This window comes from Anaeromyxobacter oryzisoli (assembly GCF_022690765.1).
GTDB classification, from domain to species: Bacteria; Myxococcota; Myxococcia; order Myxococcales; family Anaeromyxobacteraceae; genus Anaeromyxobacter; species Anaeromyxobacter oryzisoli.
Window position 1 is genome coordinate 1 of sequence record NZ_JALCZA010000099.1, and the last position, 16,086, is coordinate 16,086.

A 16,086-nucleotide genomic window follows, 5' to 3' on the forward strand; every position below is an offset into this window, starting at 1 on the left:
CGCCGGGCGGGGCGCGGGCGATCCGGATCCCCGCGGCCGCGACGGCGGACGCCCTGGCGCGGCTGCCGCTCACGGCGCTCGGCCTGCCGCCCGCGATCGCCGCGCGGCTCGCGGCCGTCGGCGTCTCGGAGGCGGGGGCCCTGGCGCGGTTGCCGGCGGGGACGCTCGCGCACCGGTTCGGCGCGGAGGGGGTCGCGGCGGCGCGGCTCGCCCGCGGCGAGGACGACTCGCCCCTCGTGCCGTACGTCCCGGCGACGCTGCCGGAGGAGGCGCTCGAGCTGGAGGGGCCGGCCGAGAGCGCGGAGCCGCTCCTGTTCGCCCTGAAGCGGCTCGCGGATCGCGTCGCGTCGCGCCTGGCCGGCCGCGGGCTCGGCGCGAGCCGGCTGAAGCTCGTGCTGAAGCTCGATCCGCGCGGCGAGGAGCGGCTCCTCGTGCCGCTGGCCCAGCCCACGGCGTCGGCCGCCCGCTGGCTCCTCCCGATGAAGGAGCACCTGTTCGCGCTGCGGCTCCCCGCGGCCGTGATCGCGCTGCGGCTCGTCGCGGTCGAGGTGGCCGCCGTCGCCGCCGAGCAGCTCGCGTTCGAGGATCGCCCGGAGGCGGTCGCGGCGCTCGAGCGGGTCCTGACCCGGCTCGCGGTGCGGCTCGGGGACGGCGCGGCCTTCGCCGCGGAGCCCGTCGAGCGGTATCGACCGGAGGGCGCGTACCGACCGGTGCCGTTCCGACCCGCGGCGCCGCGCGGGCTCGCCGCCCGGCGCGCGGGGCTCGATCGGACCGCCGCCGGCGGGCCCGGGGCGTCGGACGCGCGCGCGGACGGGCCGGCGCCGGAGGGGCTCCGCCCGACGCGGCTGCTCGCGACGCCGGAGCGGGTGGTGGCGGAGGGGGAGGGGGGCCGGCTCACGGCGCTGCACGTGGAGGGCCGGGCGCGGGCGGTGCTCGCGTTCGAGGGGCCGGAGCGGCTGCGGGGCGAGTGGTGGGCGGGCGGCTTCGACCGGGACTACTACCGCGTGCGGCTCGACGGCCTCGGGGAGTGCTGGGTCTACCGGGACGGCGCCGACGGCCGGCTCTACCTCCACGGCTTCTTCGATTAGCCGCCGCGCGGACGAGCCATGCCCGTGCGCTACGCCGAGCTCCGCGCCAGGTCCTGCTTCTCGTTCCTCGAGGGGGCGAGCCAGCCGGAGGAGCTGGTCGGGCGCGCCGCCGAGCTCGGCCTCTCGGCGCTCGCGCTCGCGGACGTGAACGGGCTGTACGGGATCGTGCGGGCGCACGCCGAGGCGAGGCGGCGGGGGCTGCCGCTCGTGGTGGGGGTCGAGCTGGCGGTGCAGGGGCTCGTCGTCCCCGGTCGGCCGGCGCGCCTCGTGCTGCTCGCCGTCGACCGCGAGGGGTACGCCTCGCTGTGCCGGCTCACGACCCTCGCCCACTGCGGCGAGGGGTGGACCGGGGCGCCCGCGCGGCGCGAGCGGAGCGACGTCGCGGTGTCGCTCGAGCAGGTAGCGGACCGAGCCCGGGGGATCTTCGCGCTCTACCCCGGCGCGGACGAGGACGCCGCGGCCCGGCTGCGGGAGGCGTTCGGCCCCCGGCTCGCCCTCGCGGTGGCGCGCCACCGGGTCGCGGGGGAGGAGGCGCGGGTACGCTCCGCGCGCGCGGTGGGGCGCCGGCTCGGGATCCCCGTCGCGGTGACCAACGACGTGCACACGCACGAGCGGCGCCGGCAGGCGCTCCAGGACGTGCTCGCCTGCGTGCGCCTCGGGACCACCCTGGAGAAGGCCGGGCGGCGGCTGTTCCCCAACGCGGAGCGGACGCTCAAGGGGCCGGACGAGATGCTCCGGCTCTGGCGGGACTTCCCGGAGGGGCTCGAGATCGCCGCAGACATCGCGGACCGGTGCCGGTTCCGGATGGACGAGATCCGCGGCGAGCACCCGCTCCCGCCGGTGGTGCTCGAGCGGGGCGACGTCGCCCCCACCGCGGAGGTCGCGCTGTCGAGTCCGGCGCAGTCGTCGCGGGAGTCCGCCGCCACCCCGCGCCAACGGCTCCGGACCACCGCGGCCGCCCCGGCGGCGCCCGGCGACCCGCCGCCCGCGGCGTCGGACGGCGCGGGGCGAGGGATCGCGCCGCCGGCGCCCGCCAGCGAGGGGCCACCGCTCACCGAGCGGACGATCGCGGCGGTCACCGGGATGCCGCTGCTCCGCGAGCTGGTCCGGGAGGGCGCCCGCTGGCGCTACGGCGCCGAGCCCCCGGAGGACGTCCGGCGCCAGCTCGCGCGCGAGCTCGACCTCGTCGAGGCGCTCGGGTACGCGAGCTACTTCCTCACCGTGTGGGACGTCGTCCGCTTCGCCCGGGAGCGCGGGATCCTGTGCCAGGGCCGGGGCAGCGCCGCGAACTCCGCCGTCTGCTACGTCCTCGGGATCACCTCGATCGACCCGGTGCGGATGGGGCTCCTGTTCGAGCGGTTCATCTCGGCGGAGCGCGGCGAGCCGCCGGACATCGACGTGGACTTCGAGCACGAGCGGCGCGAGGAGGTGCTCCAGTACGTCTACGCGCGGTACGGGCGCGACCGCGCCGGGATGGTCTGCGAGGTCATCACGTACCGCGGGAGGTCCGCGCTGCGCGACGTGGGGAAGGCCCTCGGCCTCTCGCTCGCGCAGGTGGACCGGCTCGCGAAGCTCGCGGGCGCCTACGAGGACCTCGGCCGGATCGGGCCGGAGCAGCTCGCCCACGCCGGCCTCGACGGCGCCGACTCGGAGCGGGTGCGGTTGACGCTGGAGCTCGCCCGCGCGCTCCAGGGCTTCCCCCGGCACCTGTCGATCCACGTGGGCGGGTTCGTCGTCACGCGCCGGCCGCTCTGCGAGACCGCGCCGATCGAGCCGGCCGCGATGCCCGGGCGCACCATCGTCCAGTGGGACAAGGACGACCTGGCCGAGCTCGACCTCCTCAAGGTCGATCTCCTCGCCCTCGGGATGCTCACCGCGCTCTCCCGGAGCCTCGCGCTCCTCGCCCGCCACCGGCCGGCGCCCGCCGCGCCCACGCCCGTGCCGCACCCGGACTCGCTCGCCACCATCCCCGCCGAGGACCCCTCGGTCTACGAGATGCTCTCGCGGGCGGACTCGATCGGCGTCTTCCAGGTGGAGTCCCGCGCGCAGATGTCGCTCGCGCCGCGGCTCCGGCCGCGGAGCTTCTACGACCTCGTGATCTCGGTGGCGATCATCCGCCCGGGGCCGATCCAGGGCGGGATGATCCACCCGTACCTGCGCCGCCGCGACGGGCGGGAGGCGGTCCGCTACCCGTACCCGCCGCTCGAGCCGGTCCTGGCGCGGACCCTCGGCGTGCCGCTCTTCCAGGAGCAGGCGATGCGGATCGCGGTGATCGCGGCGGGGTTCACCCCCGGCGAGGCGGACGAGCTCCGGCGCGTGATGACCCACCACCGCTCGCACGAGAAGCTCGCGGCGATGAAGGCGCGGCTCGTCGCGGGGATGGCGGAGCGCGGCGTCTCCGGGCGCGACGCCGAGCAGATCTTCGAGCAGCTCCTCGGGTTCGCCGGCTACGGCTTCCCCGAGTCGCACGCCGCCTCCTTCGCCCTGCTCGTCTACGCCTCCGCGTGGCTCAAGCGGTACCACCCCGCGGCGTTCGCCTGCGCCCTCCTGAACAGCCAGCCCATGGGCTTCTACGCGCCGCACACGCTGATCGAGGACGCGAAGCGGCACGGGATCGAGGTGCGCGGCGTGGACGTGGCCGCCAGCGACTGGGAGAGCAGCCTCGAGGGGGCGGCCCCGGGGCGGCCGTGCGCGCCGGGCGAGGCGCCAGCCCTCCGGATCGGCCTCCACGCGATCCGCGGGCTCCCCCGGGCGGTCGGGGACGCGCTCCTCGCGGCGCGCGCCGCGGCGCCGTTCGCCTCGCTCGCGGATCTGGTCCGGCGGGCGCGGCTCTCGCGGGCCTGGCTCGTCCGGCTCGCCGAGGCGGGGGCGCTCGGCGCGCTCGCGCCGGACCGGCGGGGCGCGATCTGGCGGAGCCTCGCGGTCGAGGCGGACGGGGGCGATCTGTTCGCGGGCGTCGCGCCCCCGGAGCCGCCGCCGGCGCTGCCCGCCGCCACGGCCGCCGAGGAGGTGTCGGCGGACTTCGCCGCGACCGGGCTCTCCGTCCGCGGCCACCCGATGGCGGTGCTGCGCCCCGGCCTCGGCGGCGGCCGGCTCCGCACCGCGCGGGAGCTCGCGCGGCTGCCCGACCGCGCCCCGGTGGAGGTGGCCGGGCTCGTCATCGTCCGGCAGCGGCCGGAGACCGCGGGCGGGATCGTCTTCGTGTCGCTCGAGGACGAGACGGGGATCGCCAACCTCGTCCTCATGCCCGACGTGTACGAGCGCTTCCGGCCGGTGGTCCGCGCGGCGCCGTTCCTCCTCGCCCGGGGACGCGTCGAGCGGAGCGGACAAGTGGTGAACGTCCGGGTGGACTCCGTGGCGCCGCTCGCCCTCGCGCCGGCCGTCGGGGACCGCGCCCGGGACTTCCGCTGATCGCGCCGCGGCGGCGCGCGCGAGAGCCGCTAGCTGCAGCCCGTGGTGGACCCGCAGTTCACGCACTTGTAGCAGGCGCCGTTGCGGACGGTGATCGAGCCGCAGGTGGGGCAGGGCGGAGCGTCGGTGTCGGTGACGTGCGCTCCGTTCAGGCCGACCGCCGGGTCCGCGGGGAGGGGGAGGGGGAGCACGACCTGCCCGGTGAGGTGCTGGTCCGGCGCCTCGCCGGGGGAGAGGAGCGCCGGCCGCGAGGCCGCGTCCTCGCTCGGCAGGAACTTCATCGCGAGCCAGCGAAAGATGTAGTCCGTGACCGACTTCGCGATCGGGATGTCCGGGTTGCCGGTGAAGCCGGACGGCTCGTAGCGCGTGTGGCTGAACTTGTCGCAGAGGACCTTCATCGGCACGCCGTACTGGAGCGCCATCGACACGCTGGTCGCGAAGCTGTCCATGAGGCCCGAGACGACGGAGCCTTCCTTCGCCATCGTCACGAAGAGCTCGCCCGGCTGGCCGTCCTCGTACATGCCGACGGTCATGTACCCCTCGTGGCCGCCGATCGAGAACTTGTGCGTGATGGAGCGGCGCTCGTCCGGCAGGCGCCGGCGCGCGAGCCGCTCCGCCTCGGCCACCGACCGCGGCTCGCTGCGATCCTTGCCGGTGTTGAGCGGCTGGCTCCGCTTGCAGCCGTCGCGGTAGATGGCGACCGCCTTGAGCCCGAGCTTCCAGGACTCGACGTAGGCCGTCTCGATGTCCTGCGGGGTCGCCGAGGTCGGCATGTTCACGGTCTTCGAGATCGCGCCCGACAGGAAGGGCTGGACCGCGCCCATCATCCGGATGTGCCCCATGTAGTGGATGGAGCGGGTGCCGTTGCGGGCCTTGAACGCACAGTCGAACACCGGCAGGTGCTCGGGCTTGAGCGAGGGCGCGCCCTCGATCGTCTCGGCCTGGTCGATGAACTCGAGCGCGGTCGAGATCGCGTCCTGGGAGTAGCCGAGCTTCTGGAGCGCGAGCGGCACCGTGTGGTTCACGATCTTGAGGACGCCGCCGCCGACGAGCTTCTTGTACTTCACCAGCGCGATGTCCGGCTCGATCCCGGTCGTGTCGCAGTCCATCATGAAGCCGATGGTGCCGGTCGGCGCGAGGACGGTGACCTGCGCGTTCCGGTAGCCGCTCTCGATCCCCTGGTGCAGGGCCTCCGCCCACGCGTCGCGCGCGGCCGAGAGGAGCCCGGGCTCGACGAGGGTCGGGTCGATCCGGTCCACGTGCTGGGCGTGCTTGCGGATGACGCCGAGGTAGGGCTCGTGGTTCCGCTCGTACCCGTCGAACGGACCCGTCCGCTCGGCGATCCGCGCGCTCATGGCGTAGGCCTCGCCCGTCATGAGCGCGGTGATCGCCGCGGCGCAGGCGCGGCCCCCGTCGGAGTCGTAGGGGAGGCCGCTCGCCATGAGGAGCGCGCCGAGGTTGGCGTAGCCGAGGCCGAGGGGCCGGTAGTCCTCGCTGTTCTTCCCGATCCCCGGCGTCGGGTACTTCGCGTTCGAGACCAGGATCTCCTGGGCGAGGATGGTCAGGTCGACCGCGCGCCGGAACGCCTCGACGTCGAACCCGCCCTCGAGGGTCCGGAAGTGCATCAGGTTCAGGGACGCGAGGTTGCAGGCGGAGTCGTCGAGGAACATGTACTCCGAGCACGGGTTCGACGCGTTGATCCGGTCCGTGTTCGGGCAGGTGTGCCAGGCGTTGATGGTCGTGTCGAACTGCATGCCCGGGTCGCCGCAGGTCCAGGCGGCCTCGGTGATCTGCTTCATGAGATCGCGGGCGTGGATCGTCTCGAGCACCTTGCCGTCGGTGCGGGCGGTGAGCTCCCAGTCGCGGTCCTCGAGCACCGCCCGCATGAAGGCGTCGGTGACGCGGATCGAGTGGTTCGCGTTCTGGAAGAACACGGAGTCGTAGGCGCCGCCCTTCACGTTGAAGCCGCCGTCGTAGCCGGCCTCGATGAGGGCCCAGGCCTTCTTCTCCTCGGAGGCCTTGCACCCGGCGAACTCGAGGACGTCCGGGTGATCGGCGTCGAGGATGACCATCTTCGCGGCGCGGCGGGTCTTGCCGCCCGACTTGATGACGCCGGCGAAGGCGTCGAAGCCGCGCATGAACGAGACCGGCCCGGACGCCTCGCCGCCCCCGGACAGCCGCTCCTTCGAGGAGCGGATCTTGGAGAGGTTCGAGCCCGCCCCCGACCCGTACTTGAACAGCATCCCCTCGGTGTGGGCGAGCTTCAGGATCGAGTCCATCGAGTCGCCGACGGAGTTGATGAAGCACGCCGAGCACTGCGGGTGCTCCTCGACGCCGACGTTGAACCAGACGGGCGAGTTGAAGCTCATCTTCTGCCGGTACACGAGGTGCGCGAGCTCGGCCTCGAACGCCTGGGCGTCCGCCTCCGTCGCGAAGTACCCGTCCTTGCGCCCCCAGCCCGCGATCGTGCTCACCACGCGCGTGACGAGCTGGCGCACGGAGCGCTCCCGGGTGGGCGCGCCGAGCGGACCGCGGAAGTACTTCGAGGCGACCACGTTGGTCGCGAGGAGCGACCAGCTCTTCGGGACCTCGACGTCCGGCTGCTCGAAGATGATCGCACCGCCCTCGCCCGTGATCTGGGCGGTGCGCGTCTCCCACGCGAGCTCGTCGGCGGGATCCACCCCCGCGGTGCTGAAGTACCGCTCCACCTCGAGCCCCTTCTTCGCGAGCTTCCTCGGCGCCTTCGCGGCGCGCACCTTCTGCCCCGTCACCTCACGCTCCATCATCTGAATCACCCTCCGCCCCAGGCCCTCCGGCCCCAAGGCAAACCTTTCCCCGTGGGCGCGCGATATCGCGCGTCCGTTCGCACGTGCCTCCGGCCGGCTCGCGTTGATGAACCGGAGGTCTATCTCACTGGTCTGACAAGGGCCGACTCGTCCCCCGACGCCGGCCCGCAGAAGCCCCCTCGTCCTCGCCCAACCCGCCCATCCCGCCCGTACCTCCCGCCACGCGCTATCGCGTAACGAGTCCGCACTCTACCAGCCGAGCCCTCGCTGTCAACGCATGACCACAACATGTTGTGTACTACGTGTATGGCAATACAACATACTGATTCTCTTGGAGTGGCCGGCCAGCAGCCCTGGCGATCGAGCCATCGCTGGGCCCATCAGGGACGATCCGGGTCGATGAACGAGCCGGCGGGAGGGGACAGCCCCCGGCATAGCCGCCCCGGGCCGCGCATGTTAAAAGCCCCGAGCCCGATGGCCGAAAAGAACACGCACATCCGGAACTTCTCCATCATCGCCCACATCGATCATGGGAAGTCCACGCTCGCCGACCGGCTCCTGGAGCGCACCGGGACCGTGACCCGGCGCGAGGCGCAGGCCCAGTTCCTCGACAACATGGAGCTCGAGCGGGAGCGCGGGATCACCATCAAGGCCCAGACGGTCCGCATGGCCTACCGCGCGAAGGACGGCGAGACCTACGAGCTGAACCTGATCGACACCCCCGGCCACGTCGACTTCGCGTACGAGGTGTCGCGCTCGCTCGCCGCCTGCGAGGGCGCGATCCTCGTCGTGGACGCGACGCAGGGCGTCGAGGCGCAGACGCTCGCGAACGTCTACCAGGCCCTCGAGCACGATCTCGAGATCATCCCGGTGATCAACAAGATCGACCTCCCGTCGGCCGACGTCGAGGGCGTGCGGGCGGAGATCGAGGAGGTCATCGGCATCGACGCGCACGACGCCGTCCCCGCCTCCGCGAAGGAGGGGATCGGCATCGAGGAGATCCTCGAGCAGATCGTGCGGCGCGTGCCGCCGCCGTCCGGGGATCCGGCCGCCCCCCTCAAGGCCATCGTCTTCGACTCGTGGTACGACTCGTACCGCGGCGTCGTCATGCTCGTCCGGGTCTTCGACGGCACGCTCCGGCCGAAGCAGAAGATCCAGCTCTGGTCGAACCGGAAGCAGTTCGAGGTGCAGGAGCTGGGGATCTTCGCCCCCTTCTCGAAGGCGGTCGGGCAGCTCTCCGCCGGCGAGGTGGGCATCGTCGTCGCGAACGTGAAGGACGTGCACGACGCGAAGGTCGGCGACACCCTCACCGAGGCGGACCGGCCCACGGCCGAGCCCTTCCCGGGCTTCAAGGTCGTGAAGCCGATGGTGTTCTCCGGCGTGTTCCCGGTGGACGCCGCCGACTACGACCAGCTCCGCGACGCGCTCGAGAAGCTCTCCCTGAACGACTCCGCGTTCACGTACGAGCCCGAGACGTCGCAGGCGCTCGGGTTCGGCTTCCGCTGCGGGTACCTCGGCCTCCTGCACATGGAGATCGTCCAGGAGCGGCTCGAGCGCGAGTACGCGCTCGCCCTCATCACCACGGCGCCGTCCGTGATCTACCGGGTGACGGACACCGCCGGCGCGATCCAGGAGATCGACAACCCGGCGAAGCTCCCGCCGGTGCAGAAGATCGCGAAGCTCGAGGAGCCGCACCTCACCTGCCACATCCACGCGCGCACCGAGGACGTGGGCGCGATCCTGAAGCTGTGCCAGGAGCGGCGCGGCTTGCAGAAGGACCTCCGCTACCTCGGCACGAAGCGGGTGCAGATCACGTACGACATCCCGCTCGCCGAGGTGGTGTTCGACTTCTTCGACCGGCTCAAGTCGGTCTCCCGCGGCTACGCCTCCCTCGACTACGAGCTCAAGGGCTTCGAGGAGGCGGACCTCGTGCGGCTCGACATCCTCATCAACGGGGAGCCGGTGGACGCGCTGTCGGTCATCGTGCACCGCGAGCGCGCCTACCAGCGGGGGCGCGATCTCTGCCAGAAGCTGCGCGAGGTCATCCCGAAGCAGATGTACGAGGTGGCGATCCAGGCCGCGATCGGCGCGAAGGTCATCTCCCGCGAGACGGTGAAGGCGTACCGCAAGAACGTGCTCGCGAAGTGCTACGGCGGCGACATCTCGCGCAAGCGCAAGCTCCTCGAGAAGCAGAAGGAGGGCAAGAAGCGCATGAAGCAGGTCGGGTCCGTGGAGATCCCGCAGGAGGCCTTCCTCGCCGTCCTCAAGGTGGAGGAGTAGCCCTGCGGGTCGCCGACCCCGCGCTCCGGCTCGCGCGCGCGCGCAAGGACGCGCGCCGGTTCGCGCGGGACGCGCGGCGCCTCGCGCGCCGGCACCGGCGCGCCCTCGGCGACGATCGCGCCGTCGTCGAGGCGGCCGCGGCGGAGGTGGAGGCGGCCGCCGCCGAGGGGGACCCGGACCGGCTCTCGTCGGCCCTCCGCGACCTGAACGCGCTCTGGGACGCCCACCTCGCGCGGCGCGTGAAGCCCCTCTGGCGGGAGTACGCCGAGTCCGTCGCGGGCGCGGTGATCGTCGCGCTCCTGCTCCGGGCGTTCGTGGTGGACGCGTTCCGGATCCCGTCCGGCTCCATGACGCCGACGCTCCTCGCGGGCGACTTCATCTTCGTCGCCAAGGCCGCGTACGCCGTCCGCATCCCGTTCACGAACGTCCGGCTCGTCGAGACCGGCGCGCCGCGCCGTGGTGACGTGGTGGTGTTCCAGAGCCCGCGCGATCCGTCGAGCGACTACGTGAAGCGCGTGATCGGCGTCCCCGGGGACGTCATCGAGCTCAGGGAGCAGGTGCTCTACGTGAACGGCGTGCCCCAGCCGCGCACCTCCGCGGGCGAGTTCGCCTACTCGGAGCGGGACCCGGCCACCGGCGCGGCGGTGCCCGAGCGCTGCCGGCGGTACCGCGAGGCGCTCGCGAAGGGCGATCTCGGCGGGGCGCGGGAGCATGCCTCCGACGATCCCGGCTCGACCTGGCAGGCCGCCGCGGCGGTCGGCGTCGCGGATTACGACGTGCTCCAGTGCGGCCGCGCGCGGCTCGCCGCGCGCGAGGGGCCGTTCGAGGTCGTGAGGCCGGGGTACCTGTTCGTGATGGGGGACAACCGCGATCTCTCTGCGGACAGCCGCAGCGCCGGGGGGTGGCAGGTGCCGGTGGGCAGCCTGCGCGGGCGCGCGGCGGTGGTGTTCTGGAGCTGGGGAGAAGGGGGACTGTCGCTGCGGCGCGGCGCCGGCGTGCGACTCGAGCGCCTTTTCAAACCCATCCACTAGCTGCTAGATACTGCCCGCATGCAGCGCCCTCCGTCGTCTCGATTCCGCGCGGCGCGCGGGCAGTTCTCGTGGGTGACCGCCGCCCTCCTGCTCACGCTGGGCGGAGGCGGATACCTCGGGTACGTGTGGGTGCCCGTCTACATCTACCAATACGAGGCGAAGCAGGTCGTCCGCGACTACATGAACCAGGCGGTCAAGAACCGGGACGACCGCTTGCTCGCCGAGAAGATGGTCCAGCGGCTCCGCGCGCTGGGCACGGTGGAGCTCCCGGACGAGACCGGGACGCGGCAGAAGACGCCGGCGGTGGACGTCTCCCTGGAGGACGTCACCTGGGAGCGGGACGCGCAGGCGCCCCCGCCGATGCTGCACGTGGCCTTCGAGTACACGGCGCGGGTCGAGTACCCGTGGCTCGAGCGACAGGACGAGAAGGTCATGGCGATCGACCTCACCGAGGACATCTCCGTCCCGGACTGGGGACCGTCGCGGTAAGGGGGGCCCGATGAACGCCGCGGAGATCGAACGGCTGGTCCGACGGATCGGCAAGGACGTCGCGGAGCGGGCGCAGGGCGCCGGCGCGGGGCACGACCTCGCGATCGTCGGCATCCGGCGCGGCGGTGTCCACCTCGCCCAGCGGCTCCGGCGCGAGCTCGGCCGGACGCTCGGGGCGGAGCCGCCGCTCGGGACCCTGGACATCGCGCTCTACCGCGACGACCTGGCGAACCAGGGCGCCGCCCCGGTGATCGGCCCGACGGACATCCCGTTCCCCATCCAGGGGAAGACGATCCTCCTCGTGGACGACGTGCTGTATACGGGGCGGACGGTCCGCGCGGCGCTCGACGAGATCGTCGACTTCGGCCGCCCCCGGCGCGTCTGGCTCGCGGTGCTGGTGGACCGGGGCGGCCGGGAGCTCCCCATCGCGGCGGACTTCGCCGGGGCGCGGCTCGAGTGCGCCGACGGCGACGACGTGCAGGTGCAGCTCGTGGAGGGCGGCGCGGCCGAAGACGCCGTGATCGTGAAGCCGGGGAGGCGGTCGTGATCGGACGTCACAAGCACTGCATCGCCCTCGCGGACTACAGCCGCGAGGAGATCCTGGAGGTCCTCGACCTCGCGGTCTCCATGAAGGAGGTCCTGCGGCGGCCGATCAAGAAGGTCCCGTCGCTCCGGGGCCGCTCGATCGTGAACCTCTTCTTCGAGGCGTCCACCCGGACGCGCAGCTCCTTCGAGATCGCGGCCAAGACCCTGTCCGCCGACCTGCTCAACTGGACCGCGAGCGCCTCCTCGGTGACCAAGGGCGAGACGCTGATCGACACCGCCAGGAACCTCGAGGCGATGCGGCCGGACGTGCTCGTCATCCGCCACGCGGCGGGCGGGGCGCCCCGGCTGGTGGCCGAGCACGTCGGCTGCGCCGTCGTCTCCGCCGGCGACGGCGCGCACGAGCACCCGAGCCAGGGGCTCCTCGACTGCTTCACGCTGCGGGAGAAGCTCGGGACGCTCGAGGGCAAGACCGTCGCGATCGTCGGCGACATCAGCCACTCCCGGGTGGCCCGCTCCGACCTCCACTCGATGCCCAAGCTCGGCGCGAAGATGCGCCTGTGCGGGCCGCCCACGATGATCCCGGCCGGCGTCGAGGCGCTCGGGGCGACGGTCCACTACGACCTGCGCGAGGCGGTCGAGGGCGCGGACGCGATCGTGATGCTCCGCATCCAGCACGAGCGGATCGGCGATCCGCTCATCCCGGGGACGCGCGAGTACTCGAAGTTCTGGGGCCTGAACGCGAAGAAGGCCGCGGAGTGGCTGAAGCCCTCCTGCGTGATCCTGCACCCCGGCCCCGTCAACCGCGGCGTCGAGCTGTCGCCCGAGGTCGCGGACGGGCCGCACTCGGTGATCCTCGATCAGGTGCAGAACGGGGTCGCGGTCCGGATGGCGATCCTGTACCTGCTCGCGGGCGGGACGGAGTCGGAGGCGAAGGCGTGAGCCGCGCACCGCGCGGCGCGCGCCCGGGACGCACGGAACGGGAGGCTTGGCGCCATGTCTGACGTGATCTTCATCGAGGGCGGGCGGGTCATCGACCCCGCGAGCGGCGTCGACGGCGTGCGCACCGTGGTGCTCCGCGACGGCCGGGTGGCCGAGGTGGCGGAGCGGGTCGAGCGGCCGCGGGACGCGCGGGCCGTCGACGCGCGCGGCCGCTGGGTGACGCCCGGGTTCATCGACCTCCACGTCCACCTCCGCGAGCCGGGGCAGGAGTACAAGGAGACGGTCGCGACCGGCGCCGCGGCGGCGGGCGCGGGGGGCTTCACCTCCGTCTGCGCGATGCCGAACACCCGGCCGGTGAACGACAACGCGTCCGGGACCGCGCTGGGCCTCGCCCGCGCGGCCCAGGCCGGGCTCGCGCGCGTCTACCCGGTGGGCGCCATCTCGAAGGGCTCCGCCGGCGAGGAGCTCGCCGAGTACGGCGAGCTCCAGGCCGCGGGGTGCGTCGCCCTCTCGGACGACGGACGGCCCGTCATGAACGCGGGGCTCATGCGCCGCGCGCTCGAGTACGCGAAGGCCTTCGGGCTGCCGCTCACGGTCCACGAGGAGGACCTCCACCTCGTCGGGAAGGGCGTGATGCACGAGGGACCGGTCGCGACGCGCCTCGGCCTGAAGGGCATCCCGGCGCAGGCGGAGGAGGTGATGATCCTCCGCGACCTCGCGCTCCTCGAGCTCACCGGGGGCCGCCTCCACGTCGCCCACGTCTCGACGCGCGGGTCGGTCCGCGCCATCCGCGACGCGAAGCGGCGCGGGCTCCCGGTGACCGCCGAGGTGACGCCGCACCACCTCGCGCTCACCGACGAGGACGTCGCGGCGTCCGGCTACGGGACCGATTACAAGATGAACCCGCCGCTCCGCTCGGCGGACGACGTGCAGGCGTGCCGGGAGGCGCTCGCCGACGGCACCATCGACGCCATCGCGACGGACCACGCGCCGCACTCCGCGGTGGAGAAGGACCTCGAGTTCGACGCGGCGCTGAACGGGATCGTCGGGCTCGAGACCGCGTTCCCCGTCTGCCTCGCGCTGGTGAAGCAGGGGCACCTCGGGGAGCGGCGCCTCGTCGAGGCGCTCACCCGGTCGCCGGCGAGCGCGTTCGGGCTGCCGGGCGGCACCCTGGCCCGCGGCGCTCCGGCGGACGTCGCGATCCTGGATCCGGCCGCGGAGTGGGTGGTGGATCCGGGCCGGCTCCGCTCGAAGAGCCGGAACACGCCGTGGAAGGGAAAGCGGCTCGCCGGGCGTTGCACCCACACGATCGTGAACGGTCGAATCGTTTACGAGGAGGGCAGGTCGGAACGATGACGACGAAGCAGGCCATCCTGGCGCTGGCGGACGGAACCACGTTCGAGGGCGTCTCGCTCGGCGCGACCGGCGAGTCGAACGGCGAGGTCGTCTTCAACACCTCCATGACCGGGTACCAGGAGATCCTGACCGACCCGTCGTACGTCGGGCAGATGATCTGCATGACGTACCCGGAGCAGGGGAACTACGGCGTGAACCGCGCCGACGAGGAGTCCGCGCGGCCGCACGCGACCGGCTTCATCGCCCGGCACCACGCCGTCGCGCCGTCGAGCTTCCGCGCCGAGCAGGGGCTCCACGAGTACCTCGCCTCCCACGGCATCGTCGGCATCTCCGGGATCGACACCCGGCGGCTCACGAAGCACATCCGCACCGTCGGCGCGCAGATGGGGGTCATCGCCACCGAGGGGAGCGCGAAGGCGCTCGTCGAGCGGGCGCGGTCGCTCCCCGGGATGGAGGGCCAGGACCTCGCCACGAGGATCTCCACCCCGACGCGCTACGAGTGGCGCGAGCAGGGGGCGGACGCCTGGACGGCCGCGGAGCGCACCGAGCTGACGAAGCCCCGGTTCCACGTCGTCGCGTTCGACTGGGGGCTCAAGCGCGCCATGCTCCGGCTCCTCGCCCAGGCCGGCTGCCGGGTGACGGTCGTCCCCTCGCGGACGACCGCCGCCGAGGCGCGCGCGCGCGCGCCGGCCGGGGTGTGGCTGACGAACGGCCCCCGCGCGCCGGCCGCGGGGGGCGGCGCGCGCGAGACGGTCGCGTCGCTCCTCGGCAAGGTGCCGGTGTTCGGGATCTGCCTCGGCCACCAGATCCTCGCGCTCGCCCTCGGCGCGCGGACCTACAAGCTCAAGTTCGGGCACCGCGGCGCGAACCAGCCGGTGAAGGAGCTCGCGACCGGGAAGGTGGACATCACCGCCCAGAACCACGGGTTCGCCGTGGACGACGCGAGCCTCGGCAAGCGCGCCGAGGTCACCCACGTGAACCTCAACGACGGCACGGTGGAGGGGATCCAGGTCCTCGACGCGCCGGCCTTCGGAGTCCAGTACCACCCGGAGTCGTCACCCGGGCCGCACGACGCCCGCGCGCTGTTCGGGCGCTTCGTGACGATGATGGAGCACGCACGATGACCCTGCAGGAGCTCCACGAGAGGCTCCTCTCGTGGGCGACGGCCGAGCCGCGGAAGGAGGATCTCCTCGCGGCCCGGCACGCGCACTTCACCGCCTACGGCGAGCCGCACGACGAGGATCGGACGTACGAGACCCGCCTGAACGGCATGCTCGACTTCTACCTGTTCGACTGGCGGCCCGCGCCCGGCGCGGGCACGACCATCGAGCGGTTCATCGACGCGGAGGCGGCGAACCTCTCCCCCGCGGAGCTCGCCCAGTACCGCGCCCTCGCCGGCACCGTGCACGGGCTGTTCGAGATCCGGAAGATCCGGGAGGGGCAGGTCCGGGTCCGCGACGTGTTCGGCGGCGGCGATCACGACGTCACCGAGCGGCGTCAGGTCGCGGGGCTCGAGAAGGGCGACCTGATCGAGGCGCGCCTCATGCCGTTCGAGGGCGATCTCTTCTTCTCCGGCGCGTTCCTGTACCACCCGCGCGAGGCGCGGAAGGCGATCGCCGCCGAGGTGAAGCGGCTCAAGAAGCTGGCGGGGAAGGGCGGCACGCCCGACGTCCCGCCGTTCCTGGCGCTCCTCTCGCGGATGGCGCTGAAGCTCGAGCGGTACCGCAACGTGCGGCTCGAGGCGATCTACGACTTCTCGCCCGACGCCCGCACCGTGACCCCGCCCGGGGTCGTGCGCCACCCCGGCGTGCACTGAACGAGGGTTCGCGATTCGCGAACACCTTCGGTGTCGCGCCTCGCGCCCTCGTCTAGCCATGTTACACGGGGGCTGCGCCCCCGCCCGTCGAGCGAAGCTCCCCAGCGCACGCGGGGCGTGCGCGTGTTCGATGGTGCCTCACCCCGCGAAGCGGGCCCACGCGCGCTGGCGCGCGCTGTCCCGCGGGGAGGGGCGCTGCCCCTCCCCACCTGCGGTACTCAGGATTCAACACATCTCGGGCGGAGAGCAGGCCCGGTCGAGGAGGGGCCTTGCAGGCGAACGGCCCTGAATGACGAGCGGTCCGGGCTCAGGAAGATGGAAAGGCCGGGGCGTCACGGTGCCAT

General features: G+C 73.0%; 11 protein-coding genes. 10 read left to right on the forward strand and 1 reads right to left on the reverse strand.

Annotated features, from left to right (window positions below; all coding sequences use genetic code 11):
• Together MNZ27_RS20585 and MNZ27_RS20590 are read left to right on the forward strand one after the other, a co-directional pair.
• A partial coding sequence (locus tag MNZ27_RS20585; RefSeq protein WP_242395961.1) for a DNA polymerase Y subunit UmuC family protein occupies positions 1 to 1,088 on the forward strand: 1,088 nt, incomplete at its 5' end.
• A gap of 18 nt (positions 1,089 to 1,106) precedes the next feature.
• Entirely contained in the window at positions 1,107 to 4,499 is a 3,393-nt protein-coding gene (locus tag MNZ27_RS20590; protein WP_242395962.1) for an error-prone DNA polymerase, read from the forward strand.
• Positions 4,500 to 4,528: 29 nt separating this feature from the next.
• On the opposite strand, the gene MNZ27_RS20595 is transcribed toward MNZ27_RS20590, so the two are convergent.
• Complete coding sequence (locus MNZ27_RS20595; protein WP_242395963.1) at positions 4,529 to 7,285, reverse strand: vitamin B12-dependent ribonucleotide reductase; 2,757 nt, start codon at positions 7,283 to 7,285, stop codon at positions 4,529 to 4,531.
• A gap of 474 nt (positions 7,286 to 7,759) precedes the next feature.
• Here MNZ27_RS20595 and lepA point away from each other — a divergent pair, with 474 nt between their 5' ends.
• The 8 genes from lepA (at position 7,760) to MNZ27_RS20635 (ending at position 15,742) form a co-directional block, all read left to right on the forward strand.
• Complete coding sequence (gene lepA / locus MNZ27_RS20600) at positions 7,760 to 9,565, forward strand: translation elongation factor 4 (protein WP_242395964.1); 1,806 nt, start codon at positions 7,760 to 7,762, stop codon at positions 9,563 to 9,565.
• A gap of 146 nt (positions 9,566 to 9,711) precedes the next feature.
• On the forward strand, positions 9,712 to 10,596 hold the full coding sequence (gene lepB / locus MNZ27_RS20605) for a signal peptidase I (protein WP_242395965.1): 885 nt from the start codon (positions 9,712 to 9,714) through the stop codon (positions 10,594 to 10,596).
• A gap of 18 nt (positions 10,597 to 10,614) precedes the next feature.
• Positions 10,615 to 11,085, forward strand: coding sequence for a hypothetical protein (locus MNZ27_RS20610; protein ID WP_242395966.1), 471 nt, complete (start codon positions 10,615 to 10,617; stop codon positions 11,083 to 11,085).
• Positions 11,086 to 11,095: 10 nt separating this feature from the next.
• The gene (pyrR, locus tag MNZ27_RS20615) at positions 11,096 to 11,632 is read left to right on the forward strand and encodes a bifunctional pyr operon transcriptional regulator/uracil phosphoribosyltransferase PyrR (protein ID WP_242395967.1); all 537 of its coding nucleotides are present in this window, start codon (positions 11,096 to 11,098) and stop codon (positions 11,630 to 11,632) included.
• Positions 11,629 to 12,570: an aspartate carbamoyltransferase catalytic subunit gene (locus MNZ27_RS20620; protein ID WP_242395968.1), complete on the forward strand. Its 942-nt coding sequence runs from the start codon at positions 11,629 to 11,631 to the stop codon at positions 12,568 to 12,570. Before pyrR ends, MNZ27_RS20620 begins: the two co-directional genes overlap by 4 nt.
• A 54-nt stretch (positions 12,571 to 12,624) precedes the next feature.
• Positions 12,625 to 13,926: a dihydroorotase gene (locus tag MNZ27_RS20625; protein ID WP_242395969.1), complete on the forward strand. Its 1,302-nt coding sequence runs from the start codon at positions 12,625 to 12,627 to the stop codon at positions 13,924 to 13,926.
• Positions 13,923 to 15,050 (forward strand): glutamine-hydrolyzing carbamoyl-phosphate synthase small subunit, encoded by a 1,128-nt coding sequence (gene carA, locus MNZ27_RS20630; protein WP_242395970.1) that lies wholly within the window; start codon positions 13,923 to 13,925, stop codon positions 15,048 to 15,050. The genes MNZ27_RS20625 and carA overlap by 4 nt, the downstream gene beginning before the upstream one ends.
• Positions 15,047 to 15,742 (forward strand): hypothetical protein, encoded by a 696-nt coding sequence (locus MNZ27_RS20635; RefSeq protein ID WP_242395971.1) that lies wholly within the window; start codon positions 15,047 to 15,049, stop codon positions 15,740 to 15,742. Before carA ends, MNZ27_RS20635 begins: the two co-directional genes overlap by 4 nt.
• Positions 15,743 to 16,086 lie beyond the last annotated feature (344 nt).

What these genes read in the sequence shown, in the direction of transcription:
- MNZ27_RS20590 (WP_242395962.1), top strand. Translation starts at nt 1,107, where the DNA reads ATGCCCGTGCGCTACGCCGAGCTCCGCGCCAGGTCCTGCTTCTCGTTC.
- MNZ27_RS20595 (WP_242395963.1), bottom strand. Translation starts at nt 7,285, where the DNA reads ATGATGGAGCGTGAGGTGACGGGGCAGAAGGTGCGCGCCGCGAAGGCG.
- lepA (WP_242395964.1), top strand. Translation starts at nt 7,760, where the DNA reads ATGGCCGAAAAGAACACGCACATCCGGAACTTCTCCATCATCGCCCAC.
- MNZ27_RS20610 (WP_242395966.1), top strand. Translation starts at nt 10,615, where the DNA reads ATGCAGCGCCCTCCGTCGTCTCGATTCCGCGCGGCGCGCGGGCAGTTC.
- pyrR (WP_242395967.1), top strand. Translation starts at nt 11,096, where the DNA reads ATGAACGCCGCGGAGATCGAACGGCTGGTCCGACGGATCGGCAAGGAC.
- MNZ27_RS20625 (WP_242395969.1), top strand. Translation starts at nt 12,625, where the DNA reads ATGTCTGACGTGATCTTCATCGAGGGCGGGCGGGTCATCGACCCCGCG.
- carA (WP_242395970.1), top strand. Translation starts at nt 13,923, where the DNA reads ATGACGACGAAGCAGGCCATCCTGGCGCTGGCGGACGGAACCACGTTC.
- MNZ27_RS20635 (WP_242395971.1), top strand. Translation starts at nt 15,047, where the DNA reads ATGACCCTGCAGGAGCTCCACGAGAGGCTCCTCTCGTGGGCGACGGCC.